This is a genomic window from Nocardia sp. CA-128927 (genome assembly GCF_050955855.1).
GTDB lineage: Bacteria > Actinomycetota > Actinomycetes > Mycobacteriales > Mycobacteriaceae > Nocardia.
This window is the reverse complement of record NZ_CP192087.1, coordinates 1,937,693-1,959,653: the sequence shown is the minus strand read 5'-3', so window position 1 is coordinate 1,959,653 and position 21,961 is coordinate 1,937,693. Positions and strand designations below refer to the sequence as shown.

Genomic DNA, 21,961 nt, shown 5'->3' with positions numbered 1-21,961 from the left:
AACCTCCATCGACATCATGCCCGAAACATCGATGTCAATCATGCCGAACCCGCACCACCCCAAACGAATTCGCCAACGGTGTCCAAAATGGAGCGGGGGCAGGCCGAGGAAAGTCGATCGGGCGACGCGTGAACGCATCGCTTGCATCGCCCGGTGCTGCCCCCGCGACCTGGGTTGGCCGTTCTCGACGTGGAGTCTGTCGAAACTGCGGGAAGTATTGCAGTCCAATGGGATCGCCGAGATCAGCCGCGAAACCGTGCGCAAGATTTTGAAGGCCGAGGGTGTGTCGTGGCAGGCGGTCAAGACCTGGAAGGCCGGCACCGACCCAGAATTCACCGCGAAGATGAACCGCATCCTGGACCTCTATGACCGGCCGCCCACCGACGGGCGAGTGCTCTGCGTGGACGAGTTCGGGCCCTTGAACCTGCAACCCCGCGCTGGTCGTGGCTGGTTTCCGCGACGAAGACCGAAACGATTACGCGCGACCTACCACCGGACCCAAGGAGTGCGGCACCTGCTCGGCGCCCTGGATCTGGCCACCGGAAGAATCCACTACCGAATTCGGGATCGTAAGCGGTGGACGGAGTTCCTGGCGTTTCTGAAATCCCTGCGGGCCCGCTGGCCCGGGGAGAAGCTCTACGTCATCGCCGACAACTTTTCCCCGCACAAGCGAGCCGAGGTCGGTGACTGGGCCACAGCCAACGATGTGGAACTGGTGTTCTTGCCGACCTATTCGTCCTGGTTGAACTGGATCGAGTCGGAGTTCGCCGCGCTGCGGTATTTCGCCTTGAACGGCACCGATCACCGCAGCCACGGCGAACAGGACGCCGCGATCGGCGCCTACATCCGCTGGCACAACCAGCACGCCAAGCCCAAACGCGAGTTCGCGGTGAACTCCAAGATCCGGCTACCCGATTACCTGCCGAAGGTTGCTTGACGAGGCACTAGCTCGAGGCCGACCTCGTGGCCGGACCGGACCAACACCGCATGGATTCGGCGGTGCCCATACGTTTCGTGGCTATCGTCGAAGATTGCCTGGATCATCACCTTGAGATCGTCACGCCGGCGGGCCGTCATCGACATCGGTGCCGAACGCCACTCGTAGTACCGGGATTTCGACACCTCGAGCCACTGACACATCTTCACAATCGGGAAGCGGGCCTTCTCACCGTCGATGAACTCGAACTTCGAGGTCACCGATATTCCTGGGCGAAGAAGGCCGCCGGTCGAGTAGCCCGGAGGAATCGCACCTCCGGGCCCTCACAGAACCGTGCTTAACAATCTCTCGTTACACGGCTCCTACCATCCAGTCGCCATGAAACCACGGGTATATTCCCAGTGCGAAAACGTTCGGGGATGCCGCTCCCCCAACGCTTTCCACCAGGCATTGACCTTCTTGAACCCGTGCAACCGTCGATACTTCTTACGAGCCCACCGCACCAGATAGGTGTTGATGCGTTTGCACAGCGCATACAATTTCGTCCGGTAGAACCGGCCGTAATACTGCAACCAGCCCCGCACGATGGGATTGATCCACCGTGCCAGCTGACCCAGAGTCCAATCCGTGTGCCGATGCAGACGCCAACCGCGGACCTCCCGGTTGATGCGTTTCTCCGCGTCGCGGCTTATGACGGGCAGGAACGAGGTGAACAACTCCCCGAACTTGCTACGCGCCGAACGCATTCGGAACTCGTAGCCGAGAAACGTGAACGAGGTGTGCTCGTAGTCGAGCGTCCTCTTGTTCTCGTCCCGACAGTAGACGATCTTCGTCTTGTCCGGATGCAGTTCCAGCCCCACCTCGGTGAAACGTTCCCCAATCGCGGCCTTCAGCATGCGCGCCTGCCGCTCGCTCGCACAATGGATTACAGCGTCATCCACGTAACGTTCGAAGCCGATATCCGGGAACTTCCGGACCATCCACATGTCGAACGCGTAATGCATGAACAGATTCGCCAGAATCGGCGACACCGCAGACCCCTGCGGGGTCCCGCGATCCCGCGTCTCCAGCGTCCCGTCCGGCCGTTGCAGCGAAGCCGAAAGCCACCGCCGCACATACAACACCACCCACTCCTGGTCGGTGTTGGCCCGGACCGCTCTGACCATCAATTCGTGGTTCACGGTGTCGAAGAACTTGCGGATGTCCAAATCAACAACCCAGTCCTTCTTCAGACACCGTTGTCGGCATGTCGCAACCGCATCCAGCGCCGACCGCTTCGGGCGATAGCCATAGGAGTCTGGATGGAACATCGGCTCCACCCGTTTCTCCAATTCCATGGCCACCACCGTCTGCGCGACCCGGTCCGCGACCGTCGGCACACCCAGAACACGAACCCCACCACCGGTTTTCGGGATCTCCACCGCCCGCACGGGCGGCGGAAAATATGTCCCCGACGACATCCGGTTCCAGATCTTGTAGAGGTTGTTCCTCAAATCCTTGTCGAAGTCATCGATGGACTGCCCATCGACCCCGGCAGCGCCTTTATTCGCCTTGACTCTGCGATACGCCTCGCGCACAGCCCATTTCGAAATTTCGAACGGCTTGCCCGACGACCCTGGTTGACTCATCCAGCTCCTCCCGACCACAGCCGGTTGACCACATCAGCAACCCGAATGGTCCGGCCCCTTCGCTCCACACCCATTACAGGTGCTTCACCACTACTACGAGCCGGTCCGCCAGCACACCCCGCATCGGTACTCAACGCCTCACAGTTTCTGCTGCTCGACGTGCTCCCTCTCGACCCGCCGAAGCGAAATCCGTATCGGGACATGCCTTCCCACGTTCCATGCGAAAGCCGCAGATCAGGCTCACGTCGCCTCCATGCCGGACACCGCCTGGCCAGAAATCGGGCCACCCGCCAGACTCTTTCCCGGTTCCAAAAAGAAGCCCCGGTTTCGATGTCGTCTCATTCATTTCGACACGTCGTCAGCGATTCACTCGCGTTCGTCTTCCTGATCCCCACCTGACGCCTCTACCGACGCCTTTTCCTCATCGCTCACCACGACGGTCTTCAGCCAACGCAGCATGAGGTGGTTTGAAGCCTCCCACCCGACGGGCGACTCCGAAGGGCCACAACCCCTTCATCATTCGCACAGCACCACGATCCTCCGCCTGACCTACCTCATGCGGCCTCCCGTGTTCGTGGCACACCTTTTCCCAAAAACTCGTTCTTCTGCCGGAGTTCACGATTCTCGCGCTCCAATTCACGAAGCCGCGCCCGCTCGTTCACCAACAACGGCTCATCGGCAACCGGCGTCTGGCTGTTCCGATACCGCGCCATCCAGTTACCCAGCGTGCCCTCGTTGATATTCAAGGCACGCGCCACCGCGGCGGCGCCACCGTGCTCGCCCGACAACACCATCTTCACGGCCTCATCCCGAAACTCCGGAGAGTACGCCCGCTTCTTCTGCGCCACTACGCCTTACACCTTTCCTTCCAGACAACCCTAGTAGGTCGACTGTCCGGATTCCTGGTGGCTCCTCAATATCGATGTGCGGCAACCCGATGCCGCGGGTGACAAGCTGCGAGCAGGTGCCACCATCGACACCGACAAGACCGTCCCGTCTTTCGATATCACCCAGCTGTTCAACGGACTACAGCCCGCGCTGGCGGAGTTCTCGCCCGGCGCGATGAACCAGTTCACCCAGAACGTGCTCGCGGTGATCGAGGGCAACGGCAGCGGCATCGGTCCCGCACTGGACGCCTTCGAGCAGATGAGCCGTTACGCCACCGACCGACAGACCGTCCTCGCGGCGATCGTGTCCAACCTGCAGACCATCTCCACGCAGATCGGCGGGAAATCCCCCTACCTGGTCACCCTGCTACGCGGACTGGCCGACGTATTCACCGCGTTCCGCGAAAAGCTCGCCGGGCTCATCGATTTCGCGGCAGTGGCCCCCTCGGCGCTCGGCCCGCTCAACAGCCTCCTGGCCACCCTCGGGTTCACCGAGAACACCAATCCCGATCTCGTGCACGACCTTCGGCTGTTGTTCCCCGACCCCGACCAAGCCATGGAAGTGCTCGGCAGGCTCCCCGGATTGCTGCAGTCACTGGCGAATCTGCTGCCGCCGAGTACGCCTGATGCTCCCCGAATCGACCGAACCTGCTCAAAGGGCCCCGGTGCGGTGCCAGGACCGCTGGCCGTGCTCATCGGCGGGCAAAGGATTTCGATATGCCAACGATGATGCGACGGCGCCCGCGCAGCCGTCACGACCGCCACGAAGACACCAAGCAGCGCCGTGAGATGCGGTTGGGTCTGCTCAGCACAGCCGCACTGGTTGCGCTGTTGATCGCAGCCGGACTGATCTACGTACTGCCGATCGGCAAACACGCCTACACCGCCGATCTCACCGATGCCCAGTCGGTAAAAGTGGGCGACCAGATCCGGGTCGCGGGCATCCCGGTCGGTTCGGTGAAATCCCTGCAGCTGCAACGCAAGAAGGTCCGCATGACCTTCACCGCCGACGACGACGTGCGCCTCGGCGACCAGACCACCCTCGAGATCCGGATGCTGACCGCCGTCGGCGGCCACTACATCGCGGTCTTCCCGGCCGGGACCAAACCCCTGGGCCGCAAGACCATTCCAGCCGACCGAGTGCGATTGCCGTACAGCCTGGTCCGGACCATGCAGGACGCCGCTACCCCGATCGACCAGGTCGACGGCGACACTCTGCGTAAAAACTTTGCCACGCTGCAGGATTCACTCGACAACAGCCCTGACTCACTGCGGCACATGACCAGCGCGATAGAAGGCTTCGTCGGCATCCTCGACCGCCAGAACAGCGAGATCTCCAAGGCGCTGGAGGTGATGGACGAATATCTGACCACCATCGACCAGAACAGATCTCTGGTAGGCACGTTCGTGCGACAGATCGGCCTGCTCGAGACCGAAGGCTTAGACAAGCAGGCTGAGATCAGCGAGGCGCTACGCATTGCGGGAGAACTACTCTCGCGCATCGCGGCCGCCGAGCCGGCCTGGCGAGAGGTGCTGCAGCCCGTCGTCGACAAACTGCTCGAGGCGTTGCCCGAACTCAAAGATCTCGGCGCGCGAATGGGCCAGGCCACCACGGCGATCGGGGACCTCCGTGGGCGGCTGCAAGCCGCGATGACCGCACAGGGCCCGGTTCTCGACCAGTCCGATGTCACCCTCACCGCCCCGAGTCTGTGCGTGCCGGTCCCCGGGCGGGGGTGCTGAAGATGAAGCGCTTCCTCGGCTCGCAGGGATTTGTCACCGTGCTCGGCATCGCATTGGTCGCCACGGTGACCGTTGTCGGCTATCTCGTCGCGTTCGACCCGATGAAGAAGACCCTCGGATATTGCGCGATCATGCCCGACGGCATCGGCCTCTACCCCGGCAACCAGGTCACCATGCTCGGCATCCCGGTCGGCACCGTGGACCGGGTGCACCCCGAAAACGGTGCGGTACGAGTGAATTTCACCGTCGGTGCCGACCATCCGCTGCACGGCGATGTCATCGCGACGACGGTCTCCGACACTCTGGTCGCCGACCGCACCCTGTCCGTGCTCGGCGACGACGACGCACCGACCGAATGGCAGCGTGACACCTGCATCACCAAAGCATTCACGCCTAAAAGCATCACCGAGACCCTCGAAGCGTTCTCCGGACTCGCCGAGGAACTCACCGATCACGGAAACCCCGCCGACCAGCAGCGACTGCGCGACAGCATCCGCGCCTTCCGCGACGCCACCGCAGGCACCGGGCAACAGCTCAACCAAACAATCCGTGATCTCGGTGCGGCACTGCGCCAACCAGACGCCGCCATCGGGCACATCGGGGCACTCCTCGATGCGTTCGCCTCGCTCGCAGACAGCGTCTCCACCAACTGGGGCGAGATCAAAACCACGCTGCTACAGACCGCGCCAGGCATCACCTTGATCAACAACGTCTGGACGCGAGTGGTACAGATCGTCGACTCGCTGCTGGTGATCCTGCCCTGGTTGAACGACATCGCGCGAAAATACGGGCGGCCGATCCTGGCAGGCATCGATGAGCTGGCCCCGAGCTTGCGCATGATCTCGGCCAACGTCGGCACCCTGCAGAAACTCATCGACATGATTCCGCCTCTGGTGACCGCGTTTCAACAGTCCATCGACCCGGAAACCGGGCACGCCAGACTGGTGTACGCGCCACCGAAAGTCGCACTGCCGCAAGAAACCGCCACCCAGGTCTGCGCCACACTGGACGCGATAAACCCAGGCCGATGCACCACCGACGGCAGCAGTCTCACCAACGTTGACCTGGTTCCCCTCGTACTGGGCTTGGCAGGTGCCCGATGACGCACTCCCCCTGGCACCGCACACTCACCGCCATCGCTGTGACCTCAACGGTCATCGCCTCGGCAGGATGCGGTTTCGATCCGGCCACCATCCCAGTGCCCGGAGCCACGGTGCCCGGCCCCACCTACCAGGTTCGCATCGAGCTCGCCAACGCACTCAACCTGCCCGCGCAGGCGAAAGTAGTCGCCAACGGCGCGAAGATCGGCAGTTTGCGCGCGGTCACCGTGATAGATCCCACCCGCACCACACCCGGCCGCATCGACGCCGTCGTCGAGATCTCCTCCTCGGTGCAACTGCCGACGCCCACCACCGCACAGTTGCGCCAGACCACCATCCTCGGTGACATCTATATCGGGCTCACCACGCCTGCAACGGATTTCGGTAAGACCATCCCACCAGGAGGTCTCATCCCCCTTGCCCAGACGAAGCCTGCGTTACAAGTGGAGGACCTGCTCGCCGGCCTATCCACCTTTATCGGCGGTGGTGCACTCCACCAGTTCCAAGAGATCGTCGATCAAACCAACGCCGTGCTGCCCCAACAGCAGCAACAGAGCCGTCAGATCGCCGACACCATCGGTCGCGACGTGGAAGATCTTGCCCACAGCCAAGATTCGCTCGATCGGCTCCTCGACGCCATCCACACCGACCTGGCCGCGGCCACCGACAACCGAGACGAACTCGACGCGCTGCTCAGTCCCCGCGGCGCGGTGGACATTCCCGCCGATGCTCAGTCGCTGGTGCTCACGCTGGGCATCGTCGGCGGGCTCGGCAGTATCGGGCACGCCGTGCAATGGCTGGGACCGTTACTCGCTTCCGGCGACGCCGCCGCACAAGCACTGGTACCACTGCTGTTCGGCAGCCAACCGCTGAACCTGAACGCGCCGTCGAACCTCAACCGGCTGGTGGCCCTGCTGCGCGACAAGATCATCCCCTGGGCCGAACACGGTCCGAAAGCCGACATCACCAGCGTGACAATCGATGGCCCAGCTACTTCGGTCTCGCATGACGACCAAGTCGAGGCCATGGTGCGCACACTTCGGATGATCGGAATAGTGCGATGAAGCCGAGCTCGGTCGTCTCCTTGACCGCTATCGTGGCGATCCTGATCGCGGGCACCACCTACCTGACCTTCGGCGTGGTGCGGGTAAATCCCTTCCGCGACAACATATCCGCCACCATGTCCGTGCCTGACTCGGGTGGACTGATTCCCCGCTCGAAGGTGCTGCTCTCCGGAGTTGAAGTCGGACAAGTCACCTCGGTGCACCGCACCCGCACCGGAATCCAGGTCGGCTTCCAGGTAGACAGCCGCTACCCGATCCCCACCTCCAGCGTTGTCCGCATCCGCGGTCTCTCCGCGCTGGGTGAGCCCTACCTCGAATTCCGGCCCGCCAACGGCGCCGGACCATTCCTGACCGACGGACAGGTGGTGCAGGCCTCCCAAATCCGCCGTCCGATGTCGATCGCCGAGGTCGCCCGCACCGCCACCGGGCTACTCGAACAACTCGAGCCCGAGGCACTCACCGATATCGTGAACACCTTCAGCCAGGCACTCGCGGGCACTCAAACGGTGTTGCCGCAGTTGTCCCGCTCGACCGAACTCCTCTCCGCGACACTGCTGAGCCGCACCGATCTGATCCGCAAGTTGCTGATCGCGCTGCAGGCCAACGCCACCGACATGGACTGGGCCGGTCCCGCGCTCACCGAAGCATCAGGTCCGTGGGCAGACTTCGGCCCGCGCGTCGCCGACGTCGCCAACGCGATCGCCCGCGTCATCCGCACCGGCGATGTACCCGCCGACTACCTCGTCGACACTCCCGAAACACTGGGCCTTGTCCCGTTTCTGCACGAGCTGACGACCAGAATCGACACCCTCGGTCCGGAGGTTGCACCGCTGCTACCTGTGCTGCAACCACTGATCGCCTCAGCCACCGGCACGCTGCACCAGCTCGACATCAGCACCCTTATCGGCCAGGCCCTGGCCACCACCGGTGCCGACGGCACGCTCCAACTACAGCTCCAGATCAAATAGCCGCCACCGAAACCCCCATGGAGACAACGATGTCCGACAACATCACCCTCGACAAGAGCACAGACGACACCGGGAAATCCGCTCCGGCCACCGGCCGCTCGGTGTCGATTCCGCTGTCCACCATCGCGTGGAGCGCGGCCACCGCACTGCTCGCCGTGGTCTCGATCGAGAAATGATCAAGACCTGTGGATGACGGGAAGGACGCACCTTCCCGGATGATCTATCTGTCCGAAGTCTTGATCATGCCGGCGCGCCAACGCCGGTCGGGAAGGTACGTCCGTGTTTACGGTAGTTCAGAACACCCCCTCAGCAAACGATGCGGCTGGTTCGACCCGGTCGTTGCTCGATGAGATCGTGCGTGACGGTGCCCGGCAGATGCTCGCGGCGGCGTTGAAGGCCGAGGTCGCGGCCTATGTTGCCCAGTTCGCCGATCAGCTCGACGAGAACGGCCACCGCCTGGTGGTGCGCAACGGTTACCACGCCGAACGGGAGGTCCTCACGGCGGCGGGCGCGGTGAGGGTGAAGGCGCCGCGGGTCAACGACAAGCGTGTGGACCCGGAATCTGGTGAGCGGCAGCGGTTTTCCTCGGCGATCCTGCCCGCGTGGGCGCGTAAGTCGCCGCAGGTGGCCGAGGTTCTGCCGCTGTTGTATCTGCATGGGCTCTCCACCGGGGACTTCGGTCCTGCGCTCGAGCAGTTCCTCGGATCCGGTGCCGGGCTGTCGGCGGCGTCGATCACTCGGTTGACCGGCCAATGGCAGGACGAGGCCCGCACCTTCGCCGCCCGGGACCTCTCGGGCACCGATTACGTGTATCTGTGGGTCGATGGCATCCACACCAAAGTGCGGCTCGAGCAGGAGAAGCTATGCCTGCTGGTGATGATCGGGGTGCGTGCCGATGGCCGCAAAGAGCTCGTTGCATTGGCCGACGGCTACCGGGAATCGACCGAATCGTGGGCTGATCTGCTGCGTGGCTGCCGTCGACGTGGCATGGCCGCTCCCGTGCTCGCGGTCGGTGACGGCGCACTCGGGTTCTGGAAGGCATTGCGCGATGTGTTCCCGACCACCCACGAGCAGCGCTGCTGGTTCCACAAGAGCGCCAATGTCCTTGCCGCGCTGCCGAAATCGGCGCATCCCGGTGCGATCGCGGCGATGAAGGACATCTACATGGCCGAGGATATCGACAAAGCGCAAATCGCGGTGAAAGCATTCGAAATCGACTACGGCGCAAAATATCCGAAAGCCGTCGCGAAGATCACCGACGATCTCGATGTGCTGCTCGAGTTCTTCAAATATCCGGCCGAGCACTGGATCCATCTGCGGACCACGAACCCGATCGAATCCACCTTCGCTACCGTGCGGTTACGCACGAAGGTCACCAAGGGGCCGGGCTCGCGTGCGGCCGGAATTGCCATGGCCTACAAGCTGATCGAGGCCGCCCAAGGCCGCTGGCGCAAGGTCAACGCACCCGAACTGGTCGCGCTCGTGCGCAACGGTGCCCTGTTCCACAAAGGCAAGCTGCTCGAACGCCCCCGCGACATCACCCCGACATCACCAACCGACCCGGCCGACACCACCCGAACGGAGATTGCCTGAAACTTGCCAATCCACAGGATTTGACAATATCTCTCTCGATCGTGTTGGCAGGCTTCCTCATCGCGGCGCACAACGGCATCTCCGATCGAGACGCCGCCGCGGACAACCATCATGCCGAACAGGTCGCCACCGACTATGCCGTCGGCGCGTCCACGGTCAACTTCGCCGACTTCAATGCCTGGGTCGGACGGCTGAAGAACAACACCGCGCCCGCACTGGCCAACAAATTCGACGCCACGGCACCGAAACTGCAAGAAGTACTCACCCCGCTCAAGTGGACCTCGACCGCGCAGCCGATCACCGCGAAAGTAATGACCGAATCCAACGGCCTCTACCACGTCGACGTCTTCATCAACGTCTCCTCCACCAACGCCCAGACCCCCGACGGTGCGCAAACCACGGTCACCTACCAGGTCACCGTCGACCGGAACTCCGACTGGAAGGTCAGCGACGTCGGGGGTATGGACGGGGCACTGCCGCTCAAGTGAGCGGGCCGGATGCCACAAGGACGAATCGCGAGTAAGGAACAGACCTGATGCCGACCGATAGCCCGCTGCTCACAGAGCTGAAGGAACCAAGGGAAATCCTGGAATCACTCACCCCCAAAGAATCCGACCAGCTCCTAGCGCTGATGCGCCAAGCGATGCGCGACCAGCAGCGCAGTCTCGATGCCGCCATCGATCAGGGACTCCAAATACTGCCACGCCTGGCTCGCATCCCCGCCCGCAGAATCCTGTTCGGAAAGTGAACTGACATGGCCGACATAGTGACTCGGGCACAGATCAATACCCTCGCGCACACCCTCGGCGCCGACCCTACGGCGCTGGCCGGGCTGGAACGCCTCGGCGCGCACAACCTCAAAGTACTGCGTGAGCGCATCTCCGATGCCCTGTTCGACGTGCTGGCACCGACCTTCGCGCGGGTCAGCAAACTCGCACCCATCGTGCCCAACGCGCTCGCGGTCACCTTGGCGCTCAAGGCAATTCCCGCCGAGGTCGCGGGACGCGCAGGCGGTGCGCTCGGCCTCGACCACCCCGACCGTGCCGCCGGAATCCTGGCCGGCCTCACACCCACATATCTGGCCGACGCGGCACCACACCTCGATCCGCGCGCCATCCCGGTGCTCGCACCGCGACTACCTGCCGCCGCCTTGATCCCCGCGGCCAACGAACTGCTGCGCCGCCGTGACTATCTGACGGCGTCCCGGTTCGTCGAGCACGCGACCGAACAGCTGATCCGGGAATTCGAACGCGGCATCGACGATGACGAAGGACTCTTGCATACCGCGGCCCTCGTATCCTCCACCGACCGACTCAACGACATCCTGCGAGTGCTCCCCACCGAACGGCAGCATCGTATAATCACCACTGCCGCAGCAGGTTCCGCCGACACCGTCGCCGCCGCCTTATCCGTGCTCGCACGCCTGGAAACCGAACTTGCCGCACCACTGAGCAATCGACTGTTCCACGGCCAGGACACCGATGGCATCGACCGGATCCTGACCAGCGCAACAGATCACGGCGCCCTGTCCGGACTCCTCGATATCACCGACCACCTCAGCGATGAAATCCTCACCCGCATAATCCAATCGAGGTTCATGAACGACACCTCCGCCGTCCATGCCCTAGAACAGGCCGCAACCGTCGACCGGCACTACCGCGCTCTGCAGCGCCTTTGCCCGCCGAGACACGAAAATCGTTTGTAGTCATGTGATCCCGATAGCCGTTCCTTGCCGGTCACGTCACGAATCAACGCATTGAAGCGATGACTCACCTGGATCGCCGCACCGTGGCAGCACCGCTGTCCGGCGCTGTAGTCGCTCAGTGATCAACGGCAAACAGGGAAAGTAGACCGTGCAGCTCGTCGTGAGTGGCCGGCGGCAGCCGGATGTTCGCGAGATTCCGCTTTGCGCGTTCCTGAAACTGGAGGATTTGCTGATGGCTCCACTCTTTACCTCCGCACTGCTCGATAATGTTGGCCATGTATCGCAATTCTTCGGCTTCTGGAGTGTGGGTCGAGCGGTAGAATTGTCGTAGTTCGTCGCGAAGCCTCGTATTTGAATCACTGTTCAGGGCGTATGCTATCGGGGCTGTGATCTTGCGCTGATACAAGTCCGGGGCAACGGTGTGGCCCGACGTACTGTCCGGCCAGAGGTCGAGGTGGTCGTCGGCGAGCGACAGGGCCATCATCCAGTTCTTTCCGAAGCGTTCGACGTAGTCCAATCGTTCACTGTCGAGCCCGGTGCACATGGCTACCAGCACGAAGTGGCATCCGTAAAACTCTGCCGCCGTGGCCATTCGAACATCGAGCACGGTTTCCAGATCTACGTCGTTGGCGCCTTCGAGCGTCAGATCGTCGAGCCCGCGTGAGTAGCCCTGCTGGATGGCAGCACCGAAGCGCGCACAGGCTTTCGTCACATTTGAGTGTGACTGCTGGGAAAGTATTTTGAAGGCCAATCCGACCAATGCCTGACCACATAACAGACCGGTGCCGGGTCCGAATTCGGCTTGCACTGTAGGGCGTCCGTATCGTGCCTCTTCTTTGTCGATGACATCGTCGTGGATGATGGAGGCGATTTCGGTCAGTCCGCAGGCGACCGCGGTGTCGAGTGCTCTTTCCATCGGGCCGTTGTCGGCATTGCCGAATAGCAGAAGGATGGCGGGGTAGCGCATCGCCTTCGGCCTTCCTTCGGGCGCGCTGTTGTTGTCGCCGCGCCAACCCAGGTGATATTCGATGACCTGCCGCACCGTGTTATCCAGGCTGTGGACGGCGGACTCGAATGCTGGAACAACCATGCGTTGCGACTCGCGAAAAAGAGGACTGCTGATTGCGGCTTCGGCCTTGGCTTCATAACTCACGCTCAGGTACCTCCTGGAGCAGGCAAATTCCATGCGCGGCAGGTACTCCCAGCTCAAGGTTACGCCCCATTCGTTATCCGAGGTGTGTGTTCGCGGAATGGATGCGATGGGTTGTCGATCCGCGCGCTTTGACCTTGTGCACGATCGCCGGATGACCGATACTGAGATCCCGGTGACTTGTGCTGGGTCAGATTCATTTCTCGCGGTCACCGGAAAGCCATGTCGCGCAATCATTCCCAGCCCTATGGACGGGAGCCCGATCGTGGAAGATATGCCAGCTGCGCCGATGCCCACAGCGTCACCGTCAGCGGTGCGCGCGTACTACCTTCGCAAGAACGCCGAAATTCTGCACCGGTACGGTCCCGGTCCGCAGGTGCACTTCCATGCCGCGGTTATGACCGGCGGGCCACCGCATGACGGCACGCCTGCGGAGCTTCGCCGAAGAATCGTCGAGGGCCAGACCCGTTACCTCGATCGGTGCGCCGATATCTGGGAGGCCGCGACGGTGTTTCGCGGTCGGGTGCTCGATATCGGATGTGGCCTGGGCGGGCCGGCCATCTACTGGGCCCAGCGCTTCGGCGTCGAAGTCACCGGCCTCACTATCGAACCAGCGCAAGCTCAGCTGGCAGCACAGTTGGCCGACGACGCCGGGATGGCTCACCTGGTCTCGACAACGGTCGAGGACTTCACTGTCGCGCATCCACAAGGAAAGTTCGACACGGCGGTGTCCAACGAAGCGTTCGTTCATATGGACCGACACGCGGCTTTCGCCAACGCGTCGCGAACGCTGCCGTTAGGGGCGTACCTGTGCATCGAGGATGTCCTGCTGACCAAGCCCGAGGGCAAGGCACCGGCAGATCGGTACTGGACAATCGACATCGGTCCGCTGGCCGAGTACATCGCGGCCGCGCAGGCCAGCGGGTTCACCCTCGATCGCAATGTCGACGTCACCGCCGAAGGTGCTGACTATTGGTTATGGAGTATCGCCTGGGCGGATTCGCAACTGGCACAACTCGAATCCGAAGATGCGCTCACCGAGGCAACCGAATCGAGGCTGCTGCGGTCGATCCGAGAGCATGCGCGCATGTATCGATGTATTACCAACAATGTCTACGAGTTCCGCGCCTTGCGGTTCCACAAAGTGCGAGACCTGGCCTAGCGATCGGAGCTGAGCCGAATGGATCCTGCGACGAGCACGCCAAGACCTCGCATGCCTGTCATCCCGTTCGCAGCGGCTGAGCATCCGCAATAGCAGCGGGCAGAAGAACATCCCGCCGATTACACCGCAGTACGTTACTCGGCTTCGGTGTACCAGGAACGAGGAGTATCCATGCTGTGTGTTCACGCAGACGTCATTACCACCGCGGCTTTGGGTGCCGGATTGCGCAGGGCCGCAACAACACTGACGATCGTCTGGAGCATTGCTGCAGCAACCACCCTTCTCGACGGGGCGGCAGTCGCTGCGCCCCAGCAGACGATGCGCACCCTGGTCGTCAAGCACAACGAAATGACCTGCTTCTCGACCAAGCCGGTGGCAGTGCCTACCACCAGGGCGGCCGTGATTGCGTTTCATTGCTTGCCATCGGACAGTCGGTTCACCAAGCAGCTCGAGCGGGAGGCGAAAGACAAAGTTGTGAAGGAACTCGCCAACAAGCGCGTCGATATTCGATTGCGTTGCACCGCCGACGCCGACGCGGTCGCCTCATGCCGGTGACCGAGGCTTACCGACGGCGCGGACATTGCCCCGCAGGGAAATCGGCCGACTGCCGCTCATTGCTGGAACAAGGGGCCCGAATTGCGTTCCGCGTATGAGTGTCGTCGATGCCATAGCGCACCTCTTCGATATCGGGGCTGGCTTGGCTCACGGAAACCGATGCGGTGTGGTTGTGGTCTTCAGAGTGCGTGTGACCAGCGCGGTTTCATAGCGTTGTAATCCGGGGAGGTGGGCGAGTTCCTGAGTGAGATAGGTGTAAAGCGCGGTCTCGTCGCGGGCAAGGACGTAGGCGTGCAGGTTGCTGGTCCCGGTGGTGGCCGCCACCGCCGCCACACCCCGGTGTGTGCCCAGCACCGCACCGGCATGCTCGAGCTTATCGGGGCTGATTGATAACCAGATCTGGGCCGTGACAGCACAACCGAGTACGGCACGTTTGTCGTAGTCGAGGTCGAAATACAACACTCCGACGCGCCGCAATTCCTCGATGCGGGCACGTACCGCGGCCTCGTGCAGCCCGGTGGCGCCGGCGAGTTCGCGTGCCGTGGCGCGGCCGTCGCGGGCGAGATACTCGACCATCCTGTGGTCGGAATCGGTCAGTGTCGGCGACGACAGCGCGAGCGCGGGGGTGGCCTCGCGGACCAATCTGTTGCGCTGGGTGGGGGTGAGGAATTCGAATTTGGTGATGGCGCTGTCGGTGCCGCCGTAAAACGGGTGCAGCAAGCATTGAGCCGTGACATCGAGAACGCGCGGGGTGTCGCCCAGCTTGTCCATCAGGCCTAGCCGCCCCTGGCGGGTGCGCAGAAACGTGACGATCTCGCAGCCACCAGCGGTCATGCTGACCCACGCGGTGTCTGAGTGTTTCGCCAACGCCTCGGCGATCGGTAGCGCGCCACGCGGTTCACAGCGGATTCGGAGCACCCATTCGGTTTCGCCCATCGCCTGCGGGATCGTCACGCCATGCACGGTGAGCCCGACGGTGGACCTGAGCGTGGAGTAGCGCCGCCGCACGGTGTGGTCGGACACCTCCAGCACTGCCGCCAGCCGGGTGAACGCCACCCGCCCGTCGAGCTGCAGGGCTTGGATCAGGCGCCGATCGAGCTCGTCGATGCCACCGGGTACGCGAGCGGCCCGTGTCATCGATGTGGTCGACATTGTCCACCTTCCGGCTCTCGAACGTCGGATACCGATGTGAAACGACGACATTTTCTCGGATAACACGCGTCAGCCCGCGGTTAGGTGCGTCCCGATGCCCTGTTTCGCATCATAGCCGGTAGCTACCAGCCCTGCTCAGTGCGCTTACCGGATCCGGTTCGGGTCTCCGCCATCAAACCCGTCCTGCTGCACACATCGCACTGAGACCACCGCTGACATCCACCCATCACCTGTACCGAAAGCGAGCCGACATGACCACCAACATCAGGCACGCCGCTTCGACCGAACTGTTGCCCGAGCTCACGCGCCTGGGTGAGCATGACGCAATTCCCTACTACGGCAACCTGATCGGCGGCAAACCACGACCGGCCGTCGACGAGGCGGTGATGGCCAGCACCAACCCCGCTCGCCCCACGCAGATCCTGGGCTACGTCCCCGCCTCGGGCGCAGCCGATATCGAGGCGGCGGTCGCCGCCGCGCACGCCGCGTTTCCGGGGTGGCGCGACACCCCGGCGCCACAGCGTGGGCAGATCCTCGCCCGAATCGCTGAACGGCTGCACGCACACCGGGATGGGTTGGGCCGGTTGGTTTCTCGGGAGATGGGCAAGGTGTACGACGAAGCCCGTGGCTACGACGTGCGTGGTGCCGCCGCACTGGCGGAGTACATGTCCGGGGAAGGCCGCCGTTTCACCGGAGTGACCTCCCCGTCGGAGACCCCGGGGCGGATGGGGTTCACCCTGCGCGAGCCGATCGGGGTCGTCGGGCTGATCACGCCGTGGAATCTGCCGGTGCTCACCCCGGGCCAGAAGATCATCGGCGCGATCATGTGCGGCAACACCGTGGTGCTCAAACCCGCCGAGGACACACCGCTGACCGCGCTGCTGCTGGCCGAGATCTTCCAGGAGGCCGGGGTCCCCGACGGGGTGGTCAACGTGGTCACCGGTCGTGGCGGCGAGGCGGGGCAAGCACTGGTCGCACACCCCGGGGTCGACATGATCAGTTTCACCGGCTCGACCGCGGCGGGACGCACAATCGGCGGGGTCGCCGGATCGCTGTTGAAACGTGTCAGCCTCGAACTCGGCGGCAAGAACGCCATCGTCGTGCTCGACGACGCGGATGTGCAGTTGGCCGTCGACGGCGCGGTGTGGGGCGGATACGCCAGCAACGGGCAACGCTGCACCGCCTCCTCCCGGATCGTGGTGGACCGGCGCGTGGCCGCGGAGTTCACCGACAGCTTCGTTGCCCGGGTGCGCGCGCTGCGCGTCGGAGATCCGCTGATCGAGGGCGTGCAAGTCGGGCCGCTGGTCAACCAGGCCGCACTGGACAAGGTCGACTCCTACACCCGGATCGGGCTGAGTCAGGGAGCCGAGTTACTGACCGGTGGCCGCCCTGTCCCCGACGCCGCGGGCGGCTACTACTACCAGCCCACAGTGTTGGGCAACGTCGCACCCACCGACCGAGTCGCCCAGGAAGAAATCTTCGGTCCCACGGTCTCCATCACCGTGGTCGACGACGAGGACGAGGCATTACAGGTGGCCAACGGCACCGAATACGGGCTGAGCATGGCCGTCTACACCCGCGACGCCAGCCGCGGGCTGGCCTGGGTGCATCGCATGGAAGCCGGAATGGTCTACCTCAACGCGCCAACCATCGGTGCGGAAGTGCAGTTCCCGTTCGGCGGGATCAAGAACACCGGCAACGGCCACCGCGAAACCGGGCCGTCGGTGATCGAGCAGTTCACCGAAGTCAAATCCGTGTATCTGGACTACTCCGGACAGCTTCAGCGCACCGGATTCACCCTCGACTGACCACGCCAAGGAGTCCTCATGCCCGGCAAAATCGCCTTCGAAGAGCACTTCGGCGTCCCCGGCTCCGAGCTGCTCGACCGCACCGAGGAGGTCCTCACCCTCGCGGCGCGCCGCGCCATGCACACACGATTGACCGACCTCACCGGCGACAGATTGCGGCTGATGGACGCCGCCGACATCGAGCACAGCGTGCTGTCGCTGATGGCCCCCGGCATCCAGGCCCTCACCGAGCCCGCGCACGCCGCCACCGCCGCGCGCTGGCACAACGACTACATCGCCGACGCTATCGCCGACCACCGCGACCGCTTCTCCGCGTTCGCTGTGCTGCCCCTGCAGGATCCCGACGCCGCCGCCGCTGAACTACAGCGCGCGGTCATCGAGCTGGGCTGTGTCGGCGCGCTGGTCAACGGATACTCCCAGATCAGCACCGCCGAATCCGCGCACTACTACGACCAACCCGAATACTGGCCGTTCTGGAGCGTCGTGGAGCAACTCGGCGTGCCGGTCTATCTGCACCCGCGCAACCCACTGCCCAGCCGCCAGCAGATCTACCGCGACCACCCCTGGCTGCTCTCGGCAGCCTGGGCGTTCTCGGTCGAAACGGGAACCCACGCACTGCGATTGATGGGATCCGGGCTGTTCGACACCTACCCCGGCCTCAATGTCATCCTCGGACACCTGGGCGAGCTCGTCCCGTTCAACATCTGGCGCACCGACCACCGCATCGGCATCGCCCCGCGCGGCGTGCCCGCCCGCCACCCGTTTCGCACCTACCTGCGAAACAACTTCTACCTCACCACCAGCGGCAACTTCGACCACACCGCACTGGCCCACGTCCTCGACGTCGTCGGCGCCGAGCGGATCCTGTTCGCCACCGACTACCCGTTCGAATCCATGTCCGAGGCCGCCGAATGGTTCGACACCCTGCCGTTGGACCAGACCACACGCACCGCGATCGCCACCACCAACGCCCGCGCCCTGTTACGCCTGTGACGCAAGCGCGGTAGTCCCCGGTTGAAATTAAGGAGAACCGCTATGACTGTCACCGATGCAATTCGATTGTTGGCACCGACCGAAGCGGTGTATGTCGATCGGGGAGTATTCGTCGGATACTCGGTCCGAGTGCGGGGCACGTTGGATATCACGGCGTTGTCAGACGCTTTCGACGCCCTGCGTCGTGCGCATCCGGTCCACGGATCGCGTCTTGCCGTCGATCATCAGGGGACTGCGATAGTCGGCTCGTCGGCGTTGCCGTCGGCGCTGAAGGTGTTCGACGGCAATATCGAGACCGTCTTCCATGATCAGGATCTGGACCCGGCCCGGGCGATATGTGAGCTGCATGTGGTTCGGGACGGCGATCGCGCGAACGTGACTCTGGTGACCCAACACAGCGTCGCCGACGGTCACCACGCGCTGGCGGTGCTGGCCGATCTGTGGTCGCTGTACACCGATTTCGCTGAGGGAGTGGCCGCTCCCGCGGTCGCGCAGCACGGGTACCCGATGTCGATGGAGGCGTTGTTCGCTGAACGCGGGATCGGCGCTGTCGAGGTCAGAGCCGCCCCCGCAGCACCCGGCGATGCATCGGCGGAGACAGACACCGAGCGCCGCCGATGGGTGCAGTGGTGCCTGCGTTGCCAGCTCGACGAGACTCAGACCAGGGCGCTGGTCGACCTCGGTCACCGGGAAGGCGCGACGATCAACGGCTTGGTCTCAGCGGCGATCCTGCTTGCCGTTGCCGATGTGAGTAACGTGCCGCTGACCGAAATACCCTATGCCTTTCTCGTCGATTTGCGGTCGCGCATCTCGCCTCCGGTCGCTTTGACGGCAGGCACGAATGTATTGGGCACCGCGCGATACATCACCGAAGACGGCGTGTTCGAACTCGTGGATATTGCGCGAGCAATCGGGGGAAGGCTCGCTGCCGATCTGGCCGACCACACAATTCATGACGAGGCCACGCAGATTACCGCGACTCCACCGGCCGTGACGTACCAGCTTCGACAGGCACCAGCGTCGGCCTACGCAACGAACTGGGGCAAAGTCCCCGCGCTGCGGCATCCGGAGGCCCTCGAATTCGAAGACCTCTGGCCACTCTTCCAATTCGACGCCCACGTGGCGGTCGCCGCACCAACGACGAACCCGTTGTTCGAATTCGTGATCCTCAGCTTCCAGGGTCGGCTGAGCGTAGACCTGCTCGTCACTGACCCGGATAACACGTCAGAGGAGATCGTCGCGGCACTGCGAAGCCGGCTGTTGTCGGTCCTGTAGCGAGACTCTGGCTTGCGTGGACCGTTCAGCAACGGTCATGTAACGCTGATAACAAAGAGTTGGTAGCGGCGATAGTTAGCGCTAGTATCATGTAATCGTTAGCGCCGATAACACCGGAGAGGGCTTCCCCTGATGCGGTCGACCAAGCACCTAGCGATGTGTCGCGAGCGACTCCACGGCACGCCGAACCCCAATCAAATGACGACACAAGGGAGTACGACTGTGAGCACCTCCACCATGCACGCGATGCAGGTAGTCAAGGCCGGCGCGGAATTCGTTTCGGCCGAAATCCCGATCCCCGAACCCGCAGCAGGCCAGGTCCGCGTCAAGGTCCATGCCTGCGGCGTCTGCGGCGGGGAGAACCTGGCCAGGCTCGGATTGCTCGGCGTCGCCTTGCCACGCGTGCCGGGACACGAGATCGCCGGTGAGGTCGACGCCGTCGGATCGGGCGTGACCGCCTGGCAGGTCGGTGACCGGGTCGGTATCGGTTGGCACGGCGGCAGCTGCATGACGTGCGACTACTGCCGTCAGGGCGAGTTCGCGCTCTGCGTGGACCGCAAGATCGTCGGCCTGTCCTACGACGGCGGCTACGCCGAGTACACGATCGCGCCGCAAGACGCACTTGCTCGGATCCCGGCCGCGCTGTCGTTCGAGGACGCGGCACCCCTGATGTGCGCGGGCATCACCACCTTCAACGCGCTACGTCACTCCGAAGCGGGTCCGGGCGACACGGTCGCCGTACATGGCGTGGGCGGCCTGGGCCACCTCGCGATCCAGTTCGCCAACAAGATGGGCTTCCACACGATTGCCATCAACCGCGGACGCACCAAGGAAGGCATCGCCAGGGAGCTGGGCGCCGACGATTACATCGACAGCAACGAGGGCAGTGTCGGAGAAGCGCTCACCCGCCTCGGTGGTGCCAAGGTTGCGCTGTCCACCGTCGGTTCCAGTCCCGCCCAAGCCGATCTGCTCGCGGGTCTGCGTCCCGGCGGACGTCTTGTGGTGATCGCCGCAGACCACCAATCCCTCGACCTCAACCCCGAGCTACTGGTATTCGGCCGCCGTGCCGTCACCGGCTGGTACAGCGGACACGCCAAGGACTCCGAAGACACCCTCAACTTCGCCGCACTCAAAAACATTCGTCCCCTGGTGGAGACCTACTCCCTCAAAGACGCCGAAGCCGCCTTCCAGAACATGTCCAACGCGCGCTATCGCTCAGTTCTGCTCCCCGACCACCACTGATACCCAACCCCCATACGGGTGGCTGACTCGGCCGGGGCAAGTCCCGAGGACAGCCACCCGGGTTGGTGGCGATGGTCGCCCACCACAACGACAGCAAAGGATTCCGTTATGTCCCTGCACGGAAAAGTGGCCGTGATTACCGGCTCATCCCGTGGCATCGGTCGCGCCATCGCGTTGCGCTACGCCGAACTAGGTGCCGACATCGTCATCAACTACGCCAAAGACACGGCGGCGGCCGAGGAGGTCCAGGATGCCGTGAGCGCGGCCGGCGCGAAAGCGATCATCGTGCGGGCAGATGTGTCCAAGGTTTCCGAGATCGAGCGTTTGTTCGCCGTGGCGCTCGACGCGTTCGGAAAGGTCGACATCGTGGTAGCCAACGCGGGCATCGAAAAGGTCAACATCCCTGTCACCGAGGTGACCGAAGACGATTTCGACCTGTTGTTCCGCATCAACACCAAGGGCCCGTTCTTCGTGCTGCAGGCCGCCGCCCGCCATGTCGCCGACGGCGGACGGATCATCAACATCGCCTCCAGCTCCACCTCCCGCCCACACCCAGGACTCGGGCTCTACGGCACCAGCAAAACCGCACCCAAATACCTCGTCAGAGTCTTGGCCCAGGAAATCGGACACCGCAAGGTCACCGTCAATTCCCTGGTCCCCGGCCCCATCGAGGGAGCCGGAATCTTCGCCGGCGTCAGCGACGACGACCCCTACAAAAAGGAACTCCTGGACTCGGTGCCGATCGGGGCACTGGCCACCGCTGACGACGTTGCCGATGTCGCCGAATTCCTCGCCAGCGACGCCTCGTTCTTCATTACCGGCGAAGAAATTCTCATGAACGGCGGCTCCAGCAACTAGCCACACCAATCAGACCGGAGACACCGTCACCGTCAGCGCCCAGGTCGGCGGCAACGGCTTCAACGGGCCGTCGGACTTCACCTTCACCCTCAACGGTGACCGGCTCGACCTGATGCGCATCACAGTCTGAAAGACAACACAGAA

Annotated in this window: 23 protein-coding genes; 18 read left to right on the top strand and 5 right to left on the bottom strand. The window is 63.4% G+C overall.

Annotated elements, in window-relative coordinates; translation table 11 throughout:
• Window positions 1–16 precede the first annotated feature (16 nt).
• Window positions 17–937 carry an IS630 family transposase gene (locus ACQPW1_RS09265; RefSeq protein WP_433662320.1) on the top strand — a complete coding sequence of 307 codons (921 nt, stop codon included), beginning with the start codon at window positions 17–19 and terminating at the stop codon, window positions 935–937.
• On the opposite strand, the gene ACQPW1_RS09260 is transcribed toward ACQPW1_RS09265, so the two are convergent.
• From ACQPW1_RS09260 to ACQPW1_RS09250, 3 genes are all read right to left on the bottom strand, one after another.
• Window positions 916–1,197 carry an IS3 family transposase gene (locus ACQPW1_RS09260; RefSeq protein WP_433662319.1) on the bottom strand — a complete coding sequence of 94 codons (282 nt, stop codon included), beginning with the start codon at window positions 1,195–1,197 and terminating at the stop codon, window positions 916–918. The genes ACQPW1_RS09265 and ACQPW1_RS09260 overlap by 22 nt on opposite strands.
• A gap of 102 nt (window positions 1,198–1,299) precedes the next feature.
• Complete coding sequence (gene ltrA / locus ACQPW1_RS09255; protein WP_433662318.1) at window positions 1,300–2,565, bottom strand: group II intron reverse transcriptase/maturase; 1,266 nt, start codon at window positions 2,563–2,565, stop codon at window positions 1,300–1,302.
• Window positions 2,566–3,119: 554 nt separating this feature from the next.
• Window positions 3,120–3,413 carry a transposase gene (locus ACQPW1_RS09250; RefSeq protein ID WP_433662317.1) on the bottom strand — a complete coding sequence of 98 codons (294 nt, stop codon included), beginning with the start codon at window positions 3,411–3,413 and terminating at the stop codon, window positions 3,120–3,122.
• 76 nt (window positions 3,414–3,489) lie between these two features.
• On the opposite strand from ACQPW1_RS09250, the gene ACQPW1_RS09245 reads away from it, so the two are divergent.
• From ACQPW1_RS09245 to ACQPW1_RS09200, 10 genes are all read left to right on the top strand, one after another.
• Complete coding sequence (locus tag ACQPW1_RS09245; protein WP_433662316.1) at window positions 3,490–4,182, top strand: MCE family protein; 693 nt, start codon at window positions 3,490–3,492, stop codon at window positions 4,180–4,182.
• Window positions 4,170–5,192, top strand: coding sequence for an MlaD family protein (locus ACQPW1_RS09240; protein ID WP_433662315.1), 1,023 nt, complete (start codon window positions 4,170–4,172; stop codon window positions 5,190–5,192). Before ACQPW1_RS09245 ends, ACQPW1_RS09240 begins: the two co-directional genes overlap by 13 nt.
• Window positions 5,193–5,194: 2 nt before the next feature.
• Window positions 5,195–6,295, top strand: coding sequence for an MlaD family protein (locus ACQPW1_RS09235; protein ID WP_433662314.1), 1,101 nt, complete (start codon window positions 5,195–5,197; stop codon window positions 6,293–6,295).
• Window positions 6,292–7,356 (top strand): MlaD family protein, encoded by a 1,065-nt coding sequence (locus ACQPW1_RS09230; RefSeq protein WP_433662313.1) that lies wholly within the window; start codon window positions 6,292–6,294, stop codon window positions 7,354–7,356. Before ACQPW1_RS09235 ends, ACQPW1_RS09230 begins: the two co-directional genes overlap by 4 nt.
• Complete coding sequence (locus ACQPW1_RS09225; protein ID WP_433662312.1) at window positions 7,353–8,324, top strand: MlaD family protein; 972 nt, start codon at window positions 7,353–7,355, stop codon at window positions 8,322–8,324. The genes ACQPW1_RS09230 and ACQPW1_RS09225 overlap by 4 nt, the downstream gene beginning before the upstream one ends.
• Before the next feature lie 29 nt (window positions 8,325–8,353).
• A complete protein-coding gene (locus ACQPW1_RS09220) occupies window positions 8,354–8,500 on the top strand; it encodes a hypothetical protein (RefSeq protein WP_433662311.1) in 147 nt (48 codons plus the stop codon).
• 103 nt (window positions 8,501–8,603) lie between these two features.
• On the top strand, window positions 8,604–9,917 hold the full coding sequence (locus tag ACQPW1_RS09215; RefSeq protein WP_433662310.1) for an IS256 family transposase: 1,314 nt from the start codon (window positions 8,604–8,606) through the stop codon (window positions 9,915–9,917).
• Window positions 9,918–9,937: 20 nt separating this feature from the next.
• Entirely contained in the window at window positions 9,938–10,405 is a 468-nt protein-coding gene (locus tag ACQPW1_RS09210; protein ID WP_433662309.1) for a hypothetical protein, read from the top strand.
• A 47-nt stretch (window positions 10,406–10,452) separates the two neighbouring features.
• Complete coding sequence (locus ACQPW1_RS09205) at window positions 10,453–10,665, top strand: hypothetical protein (RefSeq protein WP_433662308.1); 213 nt, start codon at window positions 10,453–10,455, stop codon at window positions 10,663–10,665.
• A gap of 6 nt (window positions 10,666–10,671) precedes the next feature.
• The gene (locus ACQPW1_RS09200; RefSeq protein WP_433662307.1) at window positions 10,672–11,622 is read left to right on the top strand and encodes a hypothetical protein; all 951 of its coding nucleotides are present in this window, start codon (window positions 10,672–10,674) and stop codon (window positions 11,620–11,622) included.
• Window positions 11,623–11,737: 115 nt separating this feature from the next.
• Here ACQPW1_RS09200 and ACQPW1_RS09195 read toward each other — a convergent pair whose 3' ends face one another.
• A complete protein-coding gene (locus ACQPW1_RS09195) occupies window positions 11,738–12,775 on the bottom strand; it encodes a polyprenyl synthetase family protein (protein WP_433662306.1) in 1,038 nt (345 codons plus the stop codon).
• A 97-nt stretch (window positions 12,776–12,872) separates the two neighbouring features.
• Here ACQPW1_RS09195 and ACQPW1_RS09190 point away from each other — a divergent pair, with 97 nt between their 5' ends.
• Window positions 12,873–13,934 (top strand): methyltransferase domain-containing protein, encoded by a 1,062-nt coding sequence (locus ACQPW1_RS09190; RefSeq protein WP_433662305.1) that lies wholly within the window; start codon window positions 12,873–12,875, stop codon window positions 13,932–13,934.
• Between the two features lie 171 nt (window positions 13,935–14,105).
• Complete coding sequence (locus tag ACQPW1_RS09185; protein WP_433662304.1) at window positions 14,106–14,489, top strand: hypothetical protein; 384 nt, start codon at window positions 14,106–14,108, stop codon at window positions 14,487–14,489.
• A gap of 147 nt (window positions 14,490–14,636) precedes the next feature.
• Here the strand turns inward: ACQPW1_RS09185 and ACQPW1_RS09180 are convergent, their stop codons facing one another.
• The gene (locus ACQPW1_RS09180) at window positions 14,637–15,641 is read right to left on the bottom strand and encodes an Lrp/AsnC family transcriptional regulator (protein WP_433662303.1); all 1,005 of its coding nucleotides are present in this window, start codon (window positions 15,639–15,641) and stop codon (window positions 14,637–14,639) included.
• A gap of 251 nt (window positions 15,642–15,892) precedes the next feature.
• On the opposite strand from ACQPW1_RS09180, the gene ACQPW1_RS09175 reads away from it, so the two are divergent.
• The 5 genes from ACQPW1_RS09175 to ACQPW1_RS09155 all read left to right on the top strand — a co-directional run bounded on the left by ACQPW1_RS09175 (window position 15,893) and on the right by ACQPW1_RS09155 (window position 21,817).
• Entirely contained in the window at window positions 15,893–17,449 is a 1,557-nt protein-coding gene (locus ACQPW1_RS09175; protein WP_433662302.1) for an aldehyde dehydrogenase family protein, read from the top strand.
• Window positions 17,450–17,467: 18 nt separating this feature from the next.
• Window positions 17,468–18,442 carry an amidohydrolase family protein gene (locus tag ACQPW1_RS09170; RefSeq protein ID WP_433662301.1) on the top strand — a complete coding sequence of 325 codons (975 nt, stop codon included), beginning with the start codon at window positions 17,468–17,470 and terminating at the stop codon, window positions 18,440–18,442.
• 42 nt (window positions 18,443–18,484) lie between these two features.
• Window positions 18,485–19,717 (top strand): phthiocerol/phthiodiolone dimycocerosyl transferase family protein, encoded by a 1,233-nt coding sequence (locus tag ACQPW1_RS09165; RefSeq protein ID WP_433662300.1) that lies wholly within the window; start codon window positions 18,485–18,487, stop codon window positions 19,715–19,717.
• Window positions 19,718–19,939: 222 nt separating this feature from the next.
• Complete coding sequence (locus ACQPW1_RS09160; protein WP_433662299.1) at window positions 19,940–20,959, top strand: alcohol dehydrogenase catalytic domain-containing protein; 1,020 nt, start codon at window positions 19,940–19,942, stop codon at window positions 20,957–20,959.
• A gap of 108 nt (window positions 20,960–21,067) precedes the next feature.
• A complete protein-coding gene (locus ACQPW1_RS09155; protein ID WP_433662298.1) occupies window positions 21,068–21,817 on the top strand; it encodes a glucose 1-dehydrogenase in 750 nt (249 codons plus the stop codon).
• Window positions 21,818–21,961 lie beyond the last annotated feature (144 nt).

Excerpts from the sequence above, each read along its gene's own strand:
- ACQPW1_RS09265 (WP_433662320.1), top strand. The coding sequence starts at position 17 with ATGCCCGAAACATCGATGTCAATCATGCCGAACCCGCACCACCCCAAA.
- ltrA (WP_433662318.1), bottom strand. The coding sequence starts at position 2,565 with ATGAGTCAACCAGGGTCGTCGGGCAAGCCGTTCGAAATTTCGAAATGG.
- ACQPW1_RS09240 (WP_433662315.1), top strand. The coding sequence starts at position 4,170 with ATGCCAACGATGATGCGACGGCGCCCGCGCAGCCGTCACGACCGCCAC.
- ACQPW1_RS09235 (WP_433662314.1), top strand. The coding sequence starts at position 5,195 with ATGAAGCGCTTCCTCGGCTCGCAGGGATTTGTCACCGTGCTCGGCATC.
- ACQPW1_RS09230 (WP_433662313.1), top strand. The coding sequence starts at position 6,292 with ATGACGCACTCCCCCTGGCACCGCACACTCACCGCCATCGCTGTGACC.
- ACQPW1_RS09225 (WP_433662312.1), top strand. The coding sequence starts at position 7,353 with ATGAAGCCGAGCTCGGTCGTCTCCTTGACCGCTATCGTGGCGATCCTG.
- ACQPW1_RS09220 (WP_433662311.1), top strand. The coding sequence starts at position 8,354 with ATGTCCGACAACATCACCCTCGACAAGAGCACAGACGACACCGGGAAA.
- ACQPW1_RS09205 (WP_433662308.1), top strand. The coding sequence starts at position 10,453 with ATGCCGACCGATAGCCCGCTGCTCACAGAGCTGAAGGAACCAAGGGAA.
- ACQPW1_RS09200 (WP_433662307.1), top strand. The coding sequence starts at position 10,672 with ATGGCCGACATAGTGACTCGGGCACAGATCAATACCCTCGCGCACACC.
- ACQPW1_RS09190 (WP_433662305.1), top strand. The coding sequence starts at position 12,873 with ATGGATGCGATGGGTTGTCGATCCGCGCGCTTTGACCTTGTGCACGAT.
- ACQPW1_RS09185 (WP_433662304.1), top strand. The coding sequence starts at position 14,106 with ATGCTGTGTGTTCACGCAGACGTCATTACCACCGCGGCTTTGGGTGCC.
- ACQPW1_RS09180 (WP_433662303.1), bottom strand. The coding sequence starts at position 15,641 with ATGTCGACCACATCGATGACACGGGCCGCTCGCGTACCCGGTGGCATC.
- ACQPW1_RS09175 (WP_433662302.1), top strand. The coding sequence starts at position 15,893 with ATGACCACCAACATCAGGCACGCCGCTTCGACCGAACTGTTGCCCGAG.
- ACQPW1_RS09170 (WP_433662301.1), top strand. The coding sequence starts at position 17,468 with ATGCCCGGCAAAATCGCCTTCGAAGAGCACTTCGGCGTCCCCGGCTCC.
- ACQPW1_RS09165 (WP_433662300.1), top strand. The coding sequence starts at position 18,485 with ATGACTGTCACCGATGCAATTCGATTGTTGGCACCGACCGAAGCGGTG.
- ACQPW1_RS09155 (WP_433662298.1), top strand. The coding sequence starts at position 21,068 with ATGTCCCTGCACGGAAAAGTGGCCGTGATTACCGGCTCATCCCGTGGC.